General features: G+C 68.0%; 17 protein-coding genes. 11 read left to right on the top strand and 6 right to left on the bottom strand.

The genetic code is table 11. From position 1 onward, the window contains the following. Nucleotides 1-170: 170 nt before the first annotated feature. The 3 genes from ACFWUU_RS29320 to ACFWUU_RS29330 are packed head-to-tail and all read left to right on the top strand — an operon-like array spanning nt 171 to nt 2,416. On the top strand, nt 171-524 hold the full coding sequence (locus ACFWUU_RS29320; RefSeq protein ID WP_233714929.1) for a YciI family protein: 354 nt from the start codon (nt 171-173) through the stop codon (nt 522-524). After that, nucleotides 521-1,747, top strand: coding sequence for an RNA polymerase sigma factor (locus ACFWUU_RS29325; protein WP_380180058.1), 1,227 nt, complete (start codon nt 521-523; stop codon nt 1,745-1,747). Before ACFWUU_RS29320 ends, ACFWUU_RS29325 begins: the two co-directional genes overlap by 4 nt. A 3-nt stretch (nt 1,748-1,750) precedes the next feature. After that, nucleotides 1,751-2,416, top strand: a complete 666-nt coding sequence (locus ACFWUU_RS29330) for a hypothetical protein (protein ID WP_380180060.1) — start codon at nt 1,751-1,753, stop codon at nt 2,414-2,416. Here ACFWUU_RS29330 and ACFWUU_RS29335 read toward each other — a convergent pair. The 3 genes from ACFWUU_RS29335 to ACFWUU_RS29345 form a co-directional block, all read right to left on the bottom strand. Then, nucleotides 2,413-2,964 carry a DUF4240 domain-containing protein gene (locus ACFWUU_RS29335; RefSeq protein ID WP_380180063.1) on the bottom strand — a complete coding sequence of 184 codons (552 nt, stop codon included), beginning with the start codon at nt 2,962-2,964 and terminating at the stop codon, nt 2,413-2,415. The two genes, ACFWUU_RS29330 and ACFWUU_RS29335, sit on opposite strands and share 4 nt — an antisense overlap. A gap of 61 nt (nt 2,965-3,025) precedes the next feature. Continuing rightward, nucleotides 3,026-4,501, bottom strand: a complete 1,476-nt coding sequence (locus ACFWUU_RS29340) for a hypothetical protein (protein WP_380180067.1) — start codon at nt 4,499-4,501, stop codon at nt 3,026-3,028. Between the two features lie 135 nt (nt 4,502-4,636). After that, nucleotides 4,637-5,440, bottom strand: coding sequence for an alpha/beta fold hydrolase (locus tag ACFWUU_RS29345; RefSeq protein ID WP_380180068.1), 804 nt, complete (start codon nt 5,438-5,440; stop codon nt 4,637-4,639). Between the two features lie 77 nt (nt 5,441-5,517). On the opposite strand from ACFWUU_RS29345, the gene ACFWUU_RS29350 reads away from it, so the two are divergent. Further along, nucleotides 5,518-6,153 carry a TetR/AcrR family transcriptional regulator gene (locus ACFWUU_RS29350; protein WP_137255676.1) on the top strand — a complete coding sequence of 212 codons (636 nt, stop codon included), beginning with the start codon at nt 5,518-5,520 and terminating at the stop codon, nt 6,151-6,153. On the opposite strand, the gene ACFWUU_RS29355 is transcribed toward ACFWUU_RS29350, so the two are convergent. Both ACFWUU_RS29355 and ACFWUU_RS29360 read right to left on the bottom strand, forming a co-directional pair. Beyond that, nucleotides 6,150-7,193, bottom strand: a complete 1,044-nt coding sequence (locus ACFWUU_RS29355) for a YbhN family protein (protein WP_380180069.1) — start codon at nt 7,191-7,193, stop codon at nt 6,150-6,152. The genes ACFWUU_RS29350 and ACFWUU_RS29355 overlap by 4 nt on opposite strands. Nucleotides 7,194-7,246: 53 nt before the next feature. Next, the gene (locus ACFWUU_RS29360) at nt 7,247-8,323 is read right to left on the bottom strand and encodes a LacI family DNA-binding transcriptional regulator (RefSeq protein ID WP_233714816.1); all 1,077 of its coding nucleotides are present in this window, start codon (nt 8,321-8,323) and stop codon (nt 7,247-7,249) included. A 197-nt stretch (nt 8,324-8,520) separates the two neighbouring features. On the opposite strand from ACFWUU_RS29360, the gene ACFWUU_RS29365 reads away from it, so the two are divergent. From ACFWUU_RS29365 to ACFWUU_RS29390, 6 genes are all read left to right on the top strand, one after another. Further along, on the top strand, nt 8,521-8,853 hold the full coding sequence (locus ACFWUU_RS29365; RefSeq protein ID WP_380180070.1) for an L-rhamnose mutarotase: 333 nt from the start codon (nt 8,521-8,523) through the stop codon (nt 8,851-8,853). After that, the gene (gene rhaI / locus ACFWUU_RS29370; protein WP_380180071.1) at nt 8,850-10,013 is read left to right on the top strand and encodes an L-rhamnose isomerase; all 1,164 of its coding nucleotides are present in this window, start codon (nt 8,850-8,852) and stop codon (nt 10,011-10,013) included. The genes ACFWUU_RS29365 and rhaI overlap by 4 nt, the downstream gene beginning before the upstream one ends. Next, nucleotides 10,014-12,047: a bifunctional aldolase/short-chain dehydrogenase gene (locus tag ACFWUU_RS29375; protein ID WP_380180072.1), complete on the top strand. Its 2,034-nt coding sequence runs from the start codon at nt 10,014-10,016 to the stop codon at nt 12,045-12,047. An 8-nt stretch (nt 12,048-12,055) separates the two neighbouring features. Next, the gene (locus ACFWUU_RS29380) at nt 12,056-13,477 is read left to right on the top strand and encodes a rhamnulokinase family protein (RefSeq protein WP_380180073.1); all 1,422 of its coding nucleotides are present in this window, start codon (nt 12,056-12,058) and stop codon (nt 13,475-13,477) included. A 5-nt stretch (nt 13,478-13,482) separates the two neighbouring features. Beyond that, the gene (locus tag ACFWUU_RS29385) at nt 13,483-13,719 is read left to right on the top strand and encodes a helix-turn-helix domain-containing protein (protein WP_137255670.1); all 237 of its coding nucleotides are present in this window, start codon (nt 13,483-13,485) and stop codon (nt 13,717-13,719) included. 66 nt (nt 13,720-13,785) lie between these two features. Then, entirely contained in the window at nt 13,786-14,028 is a 243-nt protein-coding gene (locus ACFWUU_RS29390; protein WP_380180074.1) for a hypothetical protein, read from the top strand. Here the strand turns inward: ACFWUU_RS29390 and ilvA are convergent. Next, nucleotides 14,025-15,299: a threonine ammonia-lyase IlvA gene (ilvA, locus tag ACFWUU_RS29395; protein WP_380180075.1), complete on the bottom strand. Its 1,275-nt coding sequence runs from the start codon at nt 15,297-15,299 to the stop codon at nt 14,025-14,027. The genes ACFWUU_RS29390 and ilvA overlap by 4 nt on opposite strands. A gap of 233 nt (nt 15,300-15,532) precedes the next feature. Here ilvA and ACFWUU_RS29400 point away from each other — a divergent pair, with 233 nt between their 5' ends. Then, nucleotides 15,533-16,399 (top strand): HIRAN domain-containing protein, encoded by an 867-nt coding sequence (locus ACFWUU_RS29400; RefSeq protein WP_137255667.1) that lies wholly within the window; start codon nt 15,533-15,535, stop codon nt 16,397-16,399. Nucleotides 16,400-16,408: the final 9 nt, after the last annotated feature.

Below are 16,408 nucleotides of genomic sequence, written 5' to 3' on the forward strand. Positions count from 1 at the left end.
CAGTACACCGGGACGCCCCGGCTGAGCGTCACTCGGTGGAGACGTCGGCGCCGGTCGGGCGGAGTTCGACATTCTGGATCTGTCGAAGTTGGGACGGCTTGTTTCGACGTACCGGGTGACAGGGGGTCACAGGGGCCTCCGCGAGGGACAGGATGGTGCCTGTGAAGTACATGCTGCTGATCTACAGCAACCCCGAGAGCTGGGCGAGCCTGTCGGCCGAGCAACGCGAGGGGCTGAGCACCGCCCATGAGACGCTGACGCGGGAGCTGACCGAGCAGGGCCTCCTGGTCAGTGCGGCCGGGCTGGCCGACCCCATCACCACGCGGACCGTGCAGGTGCGCGACGACACCACGACCACCACGGACGGGCCGTACGCCGAGGCCAAGGAGCACCTGGCCGGGTTCTACCTGGTGGAGTGCGACGACATCGACCAGGCGATCGGGTACGCGGCCCGGATGCCGGACGCGGAGTACGTCGCCGTGGAGGTGCGACCTGTGATGGATGCGTCTGGGCTGGAAATGTGAGTGACTTCGAGCTCCTGTTGCGGGAGCAGGCGCCGCAGGTGCTGAGTGCGCTGGTGCGGCACTACGGGCACTTCGATCTGGCGGAAGAGGCGGTCCAGGAGGCTTTGCTCGCGGCCACACAGCAGTGGCCCAGCGAAGGCGTGCCGGACAATCCGCGTGGTTGGCTGATCCGGGTCGGGTCGCGACGGCTGACCGATCTGCTCCGCAGTGAGTCGGCGCGGCGACGGCGGGAGGAGAACGCGGCCCAGCTCTCCGCGCCGGAGGAGTTTGTTGCCTCAGGCCCGGAGATCGACGATCCGGGTGGCCGGGACGACACGCTGACGCTGTTGTTCCTGTGCTGCCACCCGGCGCTGTCGCCGGCGTCTCAGATCGCACTGACGTTGCGTGCGGTCGGCGGTCTCACCACCGCGCAGATCGCGGCCGCGTTCTTGGTGCCGGAGGCAACGATGGCGCAGCGGATCAGCCGGGCGAAGCGGAGCATCAAGCAGGCCGGCAGTTCGTTCGAGATGCCGCCGGAGGCGGAGCGGGACGAGCGGATGGGCGCAGTACTGCATGTGCTGTATCTGATCTTCAACGAGGGCTACACCGCGTCGTCCGGTACGTCGTTGCACAGCGCGGAGCTGACGACGGAAGCGATCCGGCTGGTGCGCGGCGTACGGAAGCTGCTGCCGGATGACGGCGAGGTGGCGGGGCTGCTGGCGCTGATGCTGCTGACCGACGCGCGTCGGCCGGCGCGGACCGGTCCGGAAGGGTCGCTGGTACCGCTGGCCGAGCAGGACCGGTCGAAGTGGAACAAGGCGACCATCGTCGAGGGAGAGGCGTTGGTGACCGATGCGCTGTCCCGGTCGCAGCTGGGGCCGTACCAGGTGCAGGCTGCGATCGCTGCGGTGCATGACACGGCTGAGCACGCTGACGACACAGACTGGCGGCAGATCGTCGCGCTGTACGACGTACTCGAGCAGCTGGTCGACAACCCGATGGTGAAGCTCAACCACGCCGTTGCTGTTGCTATGGCGGTGGGTCCGAAGGAGGGGCTCGCCGTACTTGAGCCACTCGAGGCGGACGACCGGATGAACCACCGGCTGGAGGCTGTCCGCGCGCATCTGCTGGAGATGTCCGGTGACGCCGCGGCCGCGCGGGAGAGCTACCTGCTGGCGGCCCGTCGTACGACGAGTGTGCCGGAACGGAACTACCTACAGTCGAAGGCGGACCGGTTAGCCTGAGGTGTGGATCTGACCAGAGCCTCGCTCCTCCGGGAGATGCTGAGCGGTACTGACCTGGGGAGCCGGACGACCGAGTTCGGCTATGCACTGCGGCGGTTCACGACGAGACGTAGTGGGCTCATGCTGTTCGGACCGGTCGACGAGGAGCCGTGGCACCTGACCGCGCATCTGGACGACGAGCTTCACCGGGCCGGCATCGAGGACGCACGGCCTTCACTGGTCCGCTGGGCACCGCCGCCGGGCGCACCGCCACACCTGGCGATCGGTCTGGACCGGCTGCAGGACGCTGGTCGTGGTGAGTCGCTGCTGGTGGTCGCGGAGGAGAATCCGGCCGACACCTTGCTGGAGCGCGTCAGCGACGTACGCCGACGCGGTACGACGATCTTCAGCATCGGGAACGGCGACAAGGAGCTGATGTCGCTCAGCCACGAGACGCTCGTACCGGAGCTGTTGGTGCCGGACGGGTTCGGGTGGAGGAACCAGTCGCTCGGGTACGACCATGACGAGCCGCAGCCGGCATTGACCGATGTCGAGCCGCAGACCGCCGAGGGCTTCGAGATGGCGCAGCATCTGGTCAGCCTGGCCGCCGCCGACGAGGAAGCCGGCCGGTCCGGTTGGCGCCGTCGCCTCCGCACCGCCATCGAACGCCTGAGCGGCGAGCCGGCCTAGCTGTCGAGGTAGAGCGCCGCCAGCCGAGGCAGGTGAGCTTCCAGATCCTCTTCGTCGTCGAAGTCGATCTCCTGGCCGACCGGCAGGTCCGGCGTGTCCGGCGCGTCGGCGTCAACAGCCTTCCAGTACGCCGCTTCGTCGCCGGTCACGTTCTTGTACGCGTGACTGCCGACGTGCAGCATCCCTTCGCCGTCGAACCCTTCGAACCCCTCCGGCCGGTCCTCGTCGACCACGTCGGCGAGCGAGTCCGGCCCCGCCAGCGCGGCGTCCCAGACCTCACGCCCCTGGGCGATCAACCACCCACGGAACGAATCGAACCCGTCCTCCGAAGCACCGGAGTTGATCAGGTACGCCGCCGCCCACAGGTCCCACCGGTACGACTCGACCTGCAACCGCGCGAGCTCGACCCCGAACCCGGCGATCTCCTCGGCCTCCGCCGCACCCAGCACCTTGGTCAACGCGTCCGCAACCCCGTCCGGATCAGCCACGGTGTCATCCACCGAGGCCCGAGCGTCCTCGACAAGACCCCAGAACCCATCCCTGTCCACCCCCAAACCATCTCACCCACCCAGGGTCCAACGGGAGCGCCAATCGAGGATTGATCTGTTGTTAGGTGGAGGTCTCGGACGTCCCGGGCCCGTCAGTAGCCAGGCTCGCCGCCATTTGTTCGGGCCGTTCGGTGTCCACCGGCTCGTTGTGACCGTCCGTCGGCGAGAACTCGCTGTCCTCAGCCCGCTGACTCGGTGGCTGTTCGGAGTCGGCTCCGTCCTGCGACGAAAGCGCCGTCGAGGTCAACGACGGACGTTCCTCCGGTTGCTCCGGCGACTCACGTAGCCGCGGCGGAGCCGCAGTCCAGGCCCGCAGGTCTTGGACGATGTCGCCGTAGAAGCTGTCGATCGCGTTCTCCACCGAGTCGATGAAAGACCCGCGGCCGCGGCCGCGCTTGCTGCCGAGTGGCGACCCGAGAGCGACCCGGAACGAGCGCAGTTCCTTCTTCGGGTCCTCGATGAGCACTGCCGGTTGATCACGGACAGCACGCAGCAGTTCCGCAGTACCCGCTCCACGACCGTGCATCACGAACGCCTCGATCCTCGTCGAGTCCGGGGCGTGCCGCAGTTGGCGGAGCAGCCAGTTCACTCGCGTCGTCGCGCGGCCGTCTCGTGGTGCCGCGATGTCGACGTGGCACGTGACAGTCCCTGCCCGCAGGTCGGCGGTGACGCCCAGCGGACCGACTGCATTCGGGATGTTGATCGAGCCTTGCAATGTTCCCTGGGTGCTCATCGACTGCACCAGCGACTGCGAGCGCAGTTCGGGCTCGGCCAGTTCCTTGCGTGACAGTGCGGGCGTGACGTCATCACCCAGCTTCCGGCCGAGTTGGAGGCTGACATACCTCAGCAGGGCGTCGAACCGGGCTGCCACTTCGGGAGCGCACTTGTCGCCGGGACGGAGCGTGCCGGATGCCACGGCTTCCCGTGTGGTCACCCAGGACGGTCCCATGTCGTCGAACTGCAACGCGCCGGACCGTGGATGCTCCAAGTACCGGATCAACTCACCAAGGATCCAGGCCTGATCGGGATCAGCGACGCCTCGATGTTCCTTCTGCAGAACGGCTTCTGCCAGGACCATCGACCACGACCAGTGGTGCAACGCGACCCGCTTCAGCTTTCGCTTGTCGACCTTGGTCGGATGTAGCCCGGCGACTGCCGGAATCTCGTTCGAGATCGTGACCACCGCATCGAAACCCTGCTCACGTGCGATATCCAGGTAGGCCTCGAGTTGCTCTGCCTCCAGAGCGTTGACGCCAGTCTTCACCTCGACGAGGGCGGTCCATTCTTTCTGCCCACGCCGGGCACGCAGGAGGCCGTCCGGGTACAGGCGCCGCTCACCCAAGTAGAACGGCACTTCGATATACGTCTCCAGTTGGCCGGCTGGGGCGCCGATCGGTTGCGTCAGTACCCGGCCGAACTCGCGCACCGACGACATCACCGCGAGCAGAGCCGACGTGGCCCGGCGCTCCTGCTCGTCGGCGCCGCTGATCCCCGAGGTCGGTATCAGGCGTGCCTGATGCCAGCTTTCCTCTGCCATTGCCATCCCCCACGAGTTTGTCCCGGCAGACCCCCCACGGGCCCGCGCCACCGTGATTACCCGTCGAGTTCGGCACGTTACGCCTCCGATCACACAACGTGAAGGGCTAGCCCGGAATCTGATCTCTCTGTGACCTCAGAGCCCGGCTGCGAAGGTCCGCAGTACCGGAGCCAGGGTGGTGGGGTCGGTGCTGTGGTTTTCGCCGGGGATGGCGTTCAGGGTGGCGGTGGGGAGGTGGGTGGCTACGGCCTGGGCGCCGGAGGAGAGGGCGGGCCAGGTTTTGTCGCCGTGGAGGACGAGGACGGGGAGTTTCACCGTGGACCAGCGGTCGGCGGGGAGGGGGTTGCCGGACATGGTGGTGCCCATGATGCGGCCGTCGTAGGCGATGGTGTGGGCGATCTTTTCGACGGGGGCCCAGTAGGGGGACTGCTTCATGCCGGCGACGGCTTCGGCGGGGAGGCCCGCGGCGGCGGTCATGAAGAGTTCGGCGGCCTTGTCGCGGCGGCCCTCGGCGACGAAGGAGTCGAGTTGCTCGACGTAGTCGGACGGGAGCGGCGGGCGGACGTCATCGACCACGACCGGCGGCTCAAAGAGGACGAGCCCGGCGATCGGGAGTCCCGCAGCGGCGGCGTCCAGGGCGAGCAGGGCGCCGGAGGACCAGCCGAAGACGATGGCGGGCTGGCCTGCGTCCTCGATCAGGGCGGCGATGTCCTCGATCTCGCGCTCGATCGCGTACGGCGCGGTGTCGGTGCTCTCGCCGCGGCCGCGCCGGTCGTACACGTACGTGCGGAACTCGTCGCTCAGCAGCTGCCCGACCTCCGCGTTGGCGGGGTTGACGGCGCGGTGTGCGGTGGCTCCGTCGATCAGGATCAGCGGCCGGCCTTCGCCGTACGCGTCGAAGGCGATCGTCGTGCCGTCGGCAGATGTCACGGTGCTCATGGTCTTCTCCTCGATTCGCAGGGAACTAGACCGTACAGTACTCGCGAGAGAACTGGACTGTCTAGTATGATTTCGGCATGGAGCAGGTAGAGATCGAAGGACGGACGCCCCGCAAACGCCGCGCGATCCTGGCTGCCGCGACCACGGCCTTCCTCCAGCACGGGTACCTCGGCGCGAGCATGGACGAGGTCGCCGCGAACGCCGGCGTCTCCAAACAGACCGTCTACAAGCAGTTCGAGAACAAGGAGCGTCTGTTCGCCGAGATCGTCCTCGGCACCAGCGACCAGTTGCTGGACGGCCTACTGCAGGCGTACGTCGACACCCTCGACGGAGCCGCCGACGCCCGGGAAGCCCTGCGCGCGCTGGCCCATCGCCTGCTCCAGAGCCTCACCGCCGACAGCGTGCTGCAGCTCCGCCGGCTGGTGATCGCCGAAGCGGACCGCTTCCCGGAGGTGTGCGGCGCCTGGTTCAACCGTGGCTTCGAGCAGTCCCTGGACGCACTCGGCCAGGCGCTGACGAGACTGAGCGACCGCGGCCTGCTGAAAGAGCTCGAAGACCCGACGCTCGCGGCGTACCAGTTCGCCGGCCTGGTCATGTACAAGCCGATGAACCGTGCGATGTTCGCCGGCACCCGCCAGCGTCCGAAGCCCGGCGAGCTGGACAAGCTCGCCGACCAGGCCGCCGAGGTGTTCCTGGCTGCGTACGGCGTCTAGCCATCCCCAGCCGGCCGGGTGATGTGCAGATGGATCCGCCAGCCCGCCCAGGCCAGCAGGCCCACCGGTATCGGTAGCCAGAACGACGCCAGCCGATACAGAAGCGTCCCGATGAGTGCGGCGTCCGGACTGATCCCGATCAGCACGAGCAGCGCAGTCAGACCGGCGTCGACGAAGCCGAGACCACCCGGCGTGATCGGGATCATCGCCAGAGCCTGTGCGACGACATAAGCGAGCAGCACCATAGAAGGACGAGCGTGTACGTCGAGCGCCGCCAACGCGGCCACAAGCGCCGCGTAGTCGAACATCCGGTTCGCCGCGGCCGCCAAGGCTGCGGACCACCAGCGGCCCTCGAACGCGGCGGCGACCCGCTCCCGCTGCGTGACCAACTGTGCCGCGCAACTGTCGGCCGTCACGCTGCGCTTGACCAGGTGAATGACGTGCCCGGCCCCGCGACCGACGACCACCACGAACCGCGGCCAGGTGAGCGCAGCCAGTCCCAGACCGACGATGAGGACCGCCATGATCAGCGAGATCAGCAGGCCGAGCTCCAGTTGCCGAGCGGGCGGCGGGCCGATCAGGACGGCGGGGACGGTCAGCACAGGCAGCAGCAACAGCACGCCGGTCGTGATCAACCCGATCGCAGTCAAGGCGGAGGCGACGACCGCAGCCGGCTGTCCGGCTTGGATCAAAAGCCTGGCTTGCAGGACGCTCCCGGTGGCGGCGCCGCCGGGGAGGACCTTGCTGGCCGCGTTCCCGGCCAGTTGGGCCGTCGCGATGGTCCCCCACCCCGCGATGACCTGGTCCTCGGTGTGCTGATCCAGTGACAGCCTGGCCAGCCACCACAGTCCGGCGAAGCTGCAAGCCTCCAGGACCACCAGGACCGGGAACCACCAGGGATTGACGTCCGCGAGTCGTGGCCACGCTCCGAAGAGCGACAGGATGCTCGGCGCGACGATGTACAGGCCGACGCCGGTGATCGCCAGGCCGACAGCGCGGCCGCCCCACCGCCGCACCAAACCCCCGCCAGCGATGCGCATGACTCACCTCGCCCAGACGACGACCCACCCTCGCTAGGCCACCATAGCGCGGCTCAGACAGTGCCCCGGGTCGACGTGCGAACCACCAACTCGGGCGTGAACGTGACGCGCTGGTGCTCGTGGTCCGGGTTCGAGGACTCGTCCAGCAACAACTCGGCAGCGGTCCGGCCCAGCAGTTGCCGCGGCTGGCGCACCGACGTCAGCGGTACGGCGGCTGCCTCGGCGAACTCGATGTCGTCGTACCCGACGATCGCGAGATCCTCCGGAACGCGCAGTCCGAGACTCACACACTGCTGTAGCAACCCCAACGCCAGCAGGTCGTTCGCGCAGAATGCGGCGGTCGGTCGCCGGTCCGCCGGGAGGCCGGCGAGTCGTTGCCCTGCGCCCCTGCCCTCGGCGACGGTCAGCGCGCCGGTGGTTAGCTCGATCAGATCCGCCGCGGGCTTTCCGGCCGTCCGCAGCGCGCGGCGGGCGCCCTCGCGCCGGTCGACGACCTGGCCGATCGTGTTCGGACCGCCGACGTACGCGATCCGTTCGTGACCGAGCTCGAGCAGATGCGAGATCGCGAGCTCGCCGCCGAGGATGTCGTTCACCGCGACCGAGCAGTGCTCGGCCTCGTCGAGAGCGCGGTCGACGACGACGACCGGCGTACCGCGGGAGGGCAGTTTGCGCAGGCGGGAGGAGTTCTGATCGATGGGCGTGATCAGGATGCCCTGCACGCGTTGCTGCTCGAGCAGATCGAGGTACGCCGCCTCGCGGTCCGCGTCCTCGCTGCTGGTGCAGAGGAACACGGACAACCCGGCCGCTTGAGCAGCCTCCTCGACGCCCTTCGCGACGTCGGTGAAGAACGGGTTGCCGGCGTCGAGCATGAGGTAGGCGAGGATCCGGCTGGAGCCCGCTCGCAGTTGCCGCGCGGACTCGTTCCGGACGAAGCCGAGCGAGGCCATCGCCGCTTCGACCTTCGCGCGGGTCAGCGGGCTGACGACCTCGGGCCGGTTCAACACGTTCGAGACGGTCCCCAGCGAGACACCGGCCGCGGCGGCCACTGCTTTCACGCCGGCCGCGTGCGGCTTCGGGGTACGACGCCGCCTGGTCCGCTCAGGCAGGGCTTCCGCATCATCGACCGACACGAGAACCTCCCTGCGCACTTGAAACGTGTTAGCTGCCGAAGAATACCCGCTTCCTGCAGATTCTCCGCGACGGCAGTCCGGGATCGGCCGCAAAAGGTGGGCAGGCACTTGACGGCCACGGGGCACCACGCTTAGCGTCATGGGACGCTGTTGAAACCTTTCATAGCCTTCCCGCCCGCTCAGATACAGGTGACGCCGTGAATCGTTACTGCTTCTGCCTGCAGGTCCGGCCGGACCGGTTGGCCGAGTACGTCGACCGGCACCGGAACGTCTGGCCCGAGATGCAGGCCGCGCTGCGGGACTCCGGGTGGCACAACTACTCGCTGTTCCTCCGCTACGACGGGCTGCTGATCGGGTACGTCGAGGCCGAGGACCTGGACGCCGCCCAGAAGGCGATGGCGGCGACGGAGGTCAACACACGCTGGCAGTCGGAGATGACCGAATTCTTCACGGGGATCGACGGCCGGCCGCCGGACGAGTCGTTCCTGCTGCTGCCCGAGATCTTCCACCTGAAGGGGACTGAGTCATGACGACCGATGCCGTGAAGGCCGCGCTGAGCCGCCAGGAGATCGAGTTGCCCTCGTGGGCGTTCGGCAACTCCGGCACCCGGTTCAAGGTGTTCGCCCAGCCCGGCGTACCGCGCTCGCCGGAGGAGAAGATCGCCGACGCGGCCGTCGTCCACAAGTACACCGGCGTCGCGCCGAGCGTCGCGCTGCACATCCCCTGGGACAAGGTCGACGACTACGCGGCGCTCGCGGCGTACGCGAAGGAGCAGGGCGTCCGGCTCGGGGCGATCAACAGCAACGTGTTCCAGGACGACGACTACAAGCTCGGCAGCGTCACGAACCCGGATCCCGCAGTACGCCGGAAGGCCACCGACCACCTGCTCGAGTGCGTCGACATCATGGACGCGACCGGGTCCCACGACCTCAAGCTGTGGTTCTCCGACGGCACGAACTACCCCGGCCAGGACGACATCCAGGATCGCCAGGACCGGCTCGCGACCGCGTTGAAGGAGGTGTACGACCGGCTCGGTGACGACCAGCGGATGCTGCTCGAGTACAAGCTCTTCGAGCCGGCGTTCTACACCACGGACGTGCCGGACTGGGGTACGTCGTACGCGCACTGTCTCGAACTGGGGCCGAAGGCAACGGTCTGTATCGACACCGGGCATCACGCGCCGGGGACGAACATCGAGTTCATCGTCGCGTTCCTGCTGCGGACCAAGAAGCTCGGCGCGTTCGACTTCAACAGCCGGTTCTACGCCGACGACGACCTGATGGTCGGGGCGGCCGACCCGTTCCAGCTGTTCCGGATCATGAACGAGATCGTCCGCGGCGGCGCGCTCGACCCCGAGCGCGGGATCGCGTTCATGCTCGACCAGTGCCACAACATCGAGGAGAAGATCCCCGCGATCATCCGCTCGGTGATGAACGTCCAGGAGGCCACCGCGAAGGCGCTGCTGGTCGACCGCGACGTACTGCGGAAGGCCCAGCGGGAAGGTGACGTGCTGGGCGCGAACGCGGCGCTGATGGATGCCTACAACACCGATGTCCGGCCGCTGCTCGCGGAGCTCCGCGAGTCGCAGGGCCTGGATGCCGACCCGGTCGCGGCGTACAAGCGCAGCGGCTACTTCGAGCAGATCACCAAGGACCGCGTCGGCGGCGAGCAAGCTGGATGGGGAGCATAAGTGAGCGACACTGCAGCCGAGCTCGTTGCGCGTAGCAACCGTCTGGGTGCCGATCCACGCAACACGAACTACGCCGGCGGGAACACGTCGGCGAAGGGTACGGCGACCGATCCGGTCACGCAGAACCCTGTGGACCTGTTGTGGGTCAAGGGATCCGGCGGGGACCTGGGCACGCTCACCCCGGCAGGCTTGGCCGTGCTCAGGCTGGACCGGCTGAACGCTCTGGTCGACACCTATCCGGGTGTCGACCGCGAGGACGAGATGGTCGCCGCGTTCGACTACTGCCTGCACGGCAAGGGCGGCGCGGCGCCTTCGATCGACACCGCGATGCACGGGCTGGTCGACGCCCCTCATGTCGACCACCTGCACCCGGACTCCGGGATCGCGCTGGCGACCGCCGCGGATGGCGAGAAACTGACCGCCGAGTGCTTCGGCGACCGAGTGGTGTGGGTGCCGTGGCGGCGGCCCGGGTTCCAGCTCGGTCTCGACATCGCTGCGGTCAAGCGCGAGAACCCGCAGGCAATCGGCTGCATCCTGGGCGGCCACGGCATCACCGCCTGGGGCAGTACGTCGGAGGAGTGCGAGGCGAACTCCCTCGACATCATCAGGACCGCCGAGCAGTTCCTCGCCGACCGTGGCAAGGCGGAACCCTTCGGCGCGGTGGTCAACGGCTTCGAGGCTCTCCCGGTGGAAGAGCGCAGGGCCAGGGCCGCCGCGCTCGCCCCGGTGATCCGGGGACTGGCGTCGACGGACAAGCCGCAGGTCGGGCACTACAACGACTCAGACGCCGTCCTGGAATTCACCGCGCGGGAACGGCTGGCGGAGCTGGCTGCGCTCGGCACCTCGTGTCCGGACCACTTCCTGCGGACGAAGGTCCGTCCGCTCGTCCTTGACCTGCCCGCGACGGCCTCGGTGGAGGATGCGGTTGCTCGGCTGCGGGAGTTGCACGCGGCTTATCGCGAGGATTATGCGGCGTACTACAACCGGCATGCCGAGCCCGACAGCCCGGCCATGCGGGGCGCGGATCCGGCGATCGTGCTGGTGCCGGGTGTGGGGATGTTCAGCTTCGGGAAGGACAAGCAGACCGCGCGGGTGGCCGGCGAGTTCTACGTGAATGCGATCAACGTGATGCGTGGCGCCGAAGCGGTGTCGACGTACGCGCCGATCGATGAGCGGGAGAAGTTCCGGATCGAGTACTGGGCGCTGGAAGAGGCGAAGCTGCAACGGATGCCGAAGCCGAAGCCGCTCGCCACCCGGGTTGCGCTCGTGACCGGTGGCGGGTCCGGGATCGGCAAGGCGATCGCGCAGCGGCTGGCCGCGGAAGGCGCATGTGTTGTCGTCGCGGATCTCGACCTGGCGGCGGCCGAGGCGGTCGCGAAGGAGATCGGTACGTCGGACGTGGCCGTTGCCGTGGGCGCCGATGTTTCGTCTGCGGATGCGGTCGAGGCTGCGCTGCGAGACGCCGTACTGGCGTTCGGCGGGGTGGACCTGATCGTCAACAATGCTGGGCTTTCCATCTCGAAGTCGTTGCTTGAGACAACGGAACGGGACTGGGACCTGCAGCACGACGTGATGGCGAAGGGTTCGTTCCTGGTGTCGCGGGCGGCCGCGAAGGTGCTGATCGACCAGGGGATGGGCGGCGACATCATCTACATCTCCAGCAAGAACTCGGTCTTCGCCGGCCCGAACAACGTCGCGTACGGCGCGGCGAAGGCGGACCAGGCACACCAGGTCCGGCTGCTTGCTGCCGAGCTCGGCGAGCACGGGATCCGGGTCAACGGCGTGAACCCCGACGGCGTGGTCCGCGGGTCCGGGATCTTCGCCGGCGGTTGGGGTGCGCAGCGGGCGGCGGTGTACGGCGTACCCGAGTCGGAGCTCGGTGCGTTCTATGCGCAGCGGACGCTGCTGAAGCGCGAGGTGCTGCCGGAGAACGTCGCTGCCGCGGTGTTCGCATTGACCGGTGGCGACCTCACCCACACGACCGGTCTGCACGTGCCTGTCGACGCCGGCGTGGCAGCCGCCTTCCTGCGGTAGGCGCTGCCATGAAGCGTGTCGCGGCGGTGGATCTGGGCGCGTCGAGCGGTCGGGTGATGCTCGGCGAGGTCGGCGCGCACGTCCTGGAGCTGCGCGAGGTCCACCGCTTCTGGAATGGCCCGGTGCGCGTCCACGGCTGCCTGCACTGGGACATCCTCCACCTCTACCGCTCGACACTGGACGGCTTGCGTACTGCGGGTGCACTCGACGGGATCGGGATCGATTCGTGGGCGGTCGACTACGGCCTGCTCGACGGGGACGGCCGCCTGCTCCGCAATCCGGTGCACTACCGCGACAGCCGCACCGACGGCGTGATGGAGCGCGTGTTGGCGAAGGTGCCTGCGGCTGATCTGTACGCGGTCACCGGCCTGCAGCAGCTCCCGTTCAACACGATCTACCAGCTGGCCGCTGAGGAGCTGGAGGGTGCAGCCAGTCTGCTGATGATTCCCGACCTGCTCGGCTATTGGCTGACCGGGGAGATCGGAGTGGAGCGGACCAACGCTTCGACTACGCAGCTGTATGACGTGGAGGCCCGGGACTGGAGTGATGAGTTGATCGCGCGGGTAGGGCTTCCGCGCCGGGTGTTTCCGCAGTTGCGGGAGCCGGGGGATGTGGTCGGGAATGTGCTGCCGGACGAGACCGGGTTGCCGGACGGGATCCCGGTGATTGCGGTCGGGTCGCATGACACGGCTTCGTCGGTGGTTGCGGTGCCGGCGTCCGACGACCGGTTCGCATACATCTCGTCCGGGACCTGGTCGCTCGTCGGGCTCGAGCTGGATGCGCCTGTCCTGAGCGACGAAGCGCGCGAGGCCAACTTCACCAACGAAGGTGGTGTCGACGGGCGGATCCGGTTCCTCCGGAACGTCATGGGACTGTGGATCCTCCAGGAATGCCAGCGGATCTGGGCCGACGACGATCTCGACGGACTCCTGCGAGACGCAGCCGGTGCCCCGCCGTTCGCCACCCTCATCGATCCGGACGCTCCCGAGTTCCTTGCCCCCGGCAACATGCCGGCGCGGATCGAGGAGCACTGCCGCGCGACCGGTCAGGAACCGCCAAGCGACAAAAGCTCCACGGTTCGCTGCATCCTGGAGAGCCTCGCGCTGGCCTACCGGCGTACGTTGCGATCCGCGCAGTCGATCGCCAACCGCGAGGTCGACGTACTGCACGTCATCGGCGGCGGCTCCCAGAACGAACTGCTCTGCCAGTTCACCGCCGACGCGTGCGGCCTGCCCGTCCTCGCCGGCCCGGTCGAGGCGTCTGCGCTCGGCAACGTACTCGTTCAAGCTCGCGCACTGGGCGAGCCCCTGCCGGACCTGGCCGCCATGCGCGCGCTGGTCCGCTCCACCCATCGCCTGCGGACCTACACCCCGCAGGGCAAACCGGCCGACTGGGACGCCGCCGAGTCCCGGATGTTCGGAACCAGGTGATTCGTATGACCGTGCTCCCCCAGGAACTTCGAACGCGGCGGGTGCCGCCGCGCGAGATCAGCCACGACGATCTGCAACTACTCCGTCTGCTCGCGACCGGGCTGCCGGTCGACGCGGTCGCGCGTCGGCTCGATCTGTCCGAGCGGACCGTACGCCGCCGTACCCGCTTGATCTGCGACCGCCTCGGCTTCAGCACCGCGATCGAGGCGATCGTCTGGGCAGCCCGCCGCGGCCTGGTCTGAGGTACGGCGTTAACCCGCGCCCGGCCCGGGTACCGGAGGGTCTGATCATCGAGCCGAGGAGGAGCGATGAACGGAACCACCATCGTCTGGATCGTCGTCGCGGTCGCCGCGCTGGTGATCGTGGTCGCCCTGATCGCCGGGGCGGTGTCGAAGAGATCCAGACGCCGGGCCGAGGTGCGGCCGCCGTCAGCCGACCGGACCGAGCTTCACGAGCCACAGGCAAAGACGCAGAACCTGTGGCCCGAGACGGACTGGGATGACGGGACTCACCCGCACGACCCGCGACGTTCGAAACACACCAAGCACTAGATCAGGTACCTGAACTCGGGGGAGTTCGGGTTGATGCGCTCGATGTCGAGCGGGGCGGCCTCCATCCGGGCCAGTAGGCCGGGGAGGTCGTCGCGGTTGCTGATCTCGATACCGACCAGCGCGACGCCGGTCTCGCGGTTGTTGCGCTTCACGTACTCGAACAGTGCGATGTCGTCGTCCGGCCCGAGTGCGCCGTCGAGGAACGTCCGCAGCGCACCGGGCTCCTGCGGGAACGTCACCAGGAAGTAGTGCTTCAAGCCCTCGTACACCAGCGAGCGCTCGAGGATCTCGCCGTACCGGCTGACGTCGTTGTTGCCGCCGGACAGCAGGCAGACGACAGTCTCACCCGGACGTACGTCGAGACCGTTGCCCAGGGCACTTGTCGACAAAGCGCCAGCGGGCTCCGCGATCAACCCGTCGGTCTGGTAGAGCTCGAGCATCTCCGAGCACACCAGTCCCTCGGGCACCGACATCAGCTCCACGCCGGCCTGCTGCACCAAGGGCAGGGTCACCGCACCGACCTGCCGTACGGCGGCGCCGTCGACGAAGCTGTCCAGGTGCGGCAGCCTCACCGGCTCACCGGCCTCCAACGCCGCCGCCATACTCGCCGCGCCGCCCGGCTCGACCCCGACGATGCGTACGCCGGGATGCCGCTCGGCGATCCACGTTGCAACCCCTGCAACGAGACCGCCGCCGCCGACCGGAACCACGAGTACGTCGGGAGCCTGGCCGAGCTGATCGATCAACTCGACGGCCACGGTCCCCTGCCCTGCAACGGTTCTCGGATCGTCGAAGGCCGGCACCATCGTTGCCCCGGTCGCCTGACCTTCGGCGAGCGCAGCGGCCGCGGCGTCGTCGTACGTGTCGCCGGTGACGATCACCTGGATCTGCTTGCCGCCGAGGGCCGCGATCCGGTCCCGCTTCTGCCGCGGCGTGGTCCGCGGAACGAACACCTTGCCCTGGACGCCGAGGATGTGGCACGAATACGCCAGGCCCTGACCGTGGTTGCCGGCGCTGGCGCAGACGACGCCGGCCGCCTTGGCGGAGTCGTCGAGCTGGGCGATCAGGTTGTAGGCGCCGCGCAGCTTGTACGAACGGCCGATCTGCAGGTCCTCCCGCTTCAGCCAGATCTGCGCGCCGGTGCGCTCCGAGAGGCGGAGGTTGCGTTGCAACGGTGTGCGCACGGCGACACCGTCCAGACGGTCGACCGCGGCCTCGATCGCTGCCGCATCAACGGTGCTGGATCGAGCGACCGAACTACTGCCGTGCATGACGTTCCTTCCCGTGCATTTGCACGATCTTCGCCGATTCGCTCGGTGCACAAGACGATCCGCGTCCACAGTCCGGACCGGCGCATACCCTTTGCGCATCAGACTCTTGCACCATGCGTGAAACGGCTCTTCACTGGGCAGTCTAGTTTTCATACGCTCACTCGGTGTAACGACCAGGCCCCTGGAACAGATGAGCCGAGTAAAGCCGGTCAGTGAGGACTGGAGGGCACAGAATGGAGCTGATTCCGTTCAGTCTGTGGGGAGACGCTCTGTGGTGCGGTCAGGAAGTCGTGCGGGAGGCCCCGCACGAGCAGGCGATCCGAAGCCTGTTCCCGGACCCCATCCCAGCGCGTGGCGCAGATCTGGACACCGAGGCGGACCTCGTCCCGGAACCGCACAACCGTTTCGACCCGCGGTCGATCGCCGTTCGGGTGCAGGGCAAGGTTGTCGGCTATCTGCCGAGGGACGACGCGCACCGGTACCACCCGGTGCTGTCAGAACTGGTGGCGCAAGGCCTGCAACCGCAGGTTCCCTGTCACCTGTGGGTCAGTGAGTGGGAGCCGGCGGACTGGGACGGTAAGGGCGCCCAGGGCACCGAGTTCCACGCCAGTGTCGCGGTCGCCCTCGGGCAGCCGCACATGCTCGTACCGGTGAACCTGCCCCCGCCGGGCAGTTTTCACCTGCTACCGCCCGGCAGCGGCATCGTCGTACCGGGCAGCGAGGTGCATCCCGACGTACTCGCGCCGTTCTTCCGGGCGGAAGGCGAGTGCTGGGTGTACGCCACCATGCACGCGATCGAGGAGGAGGACGGTATCCAGGACCGGCACCGGATCGTGGTCGAGATCCGGCTCGACGACGAACCCGTCGGCCGGCTCAGTCCACGGCTGAGCGCCGAGTTCCTGCCCGCGATCCACTACCTCGCCGACATGCGTGCCGAGACCGCCGCACGGGTCGCCGTCCGCGGCGATCGCACCGCATCGGAGGTGATCCTCTACGCGGCGCGGAGTCACGACCTGCCGGCTACCTGGCCGGACGGTTTGGCCCGCTCCCCAGTCGCGTCCCCGCAATGGCACTACTGGGCAACGAAGGAAGCCAACTAGGCGGCTGCG

Source organism: Kribbella sp. NPDC058693 (assembly GCF_042715335.1).
Lineage (GTDB): Bacteria > Actinomycetota > Actinomycetes > Propionibacteriales > Kribbellaceae > Kribbella > Kribbella jiaozuonensis.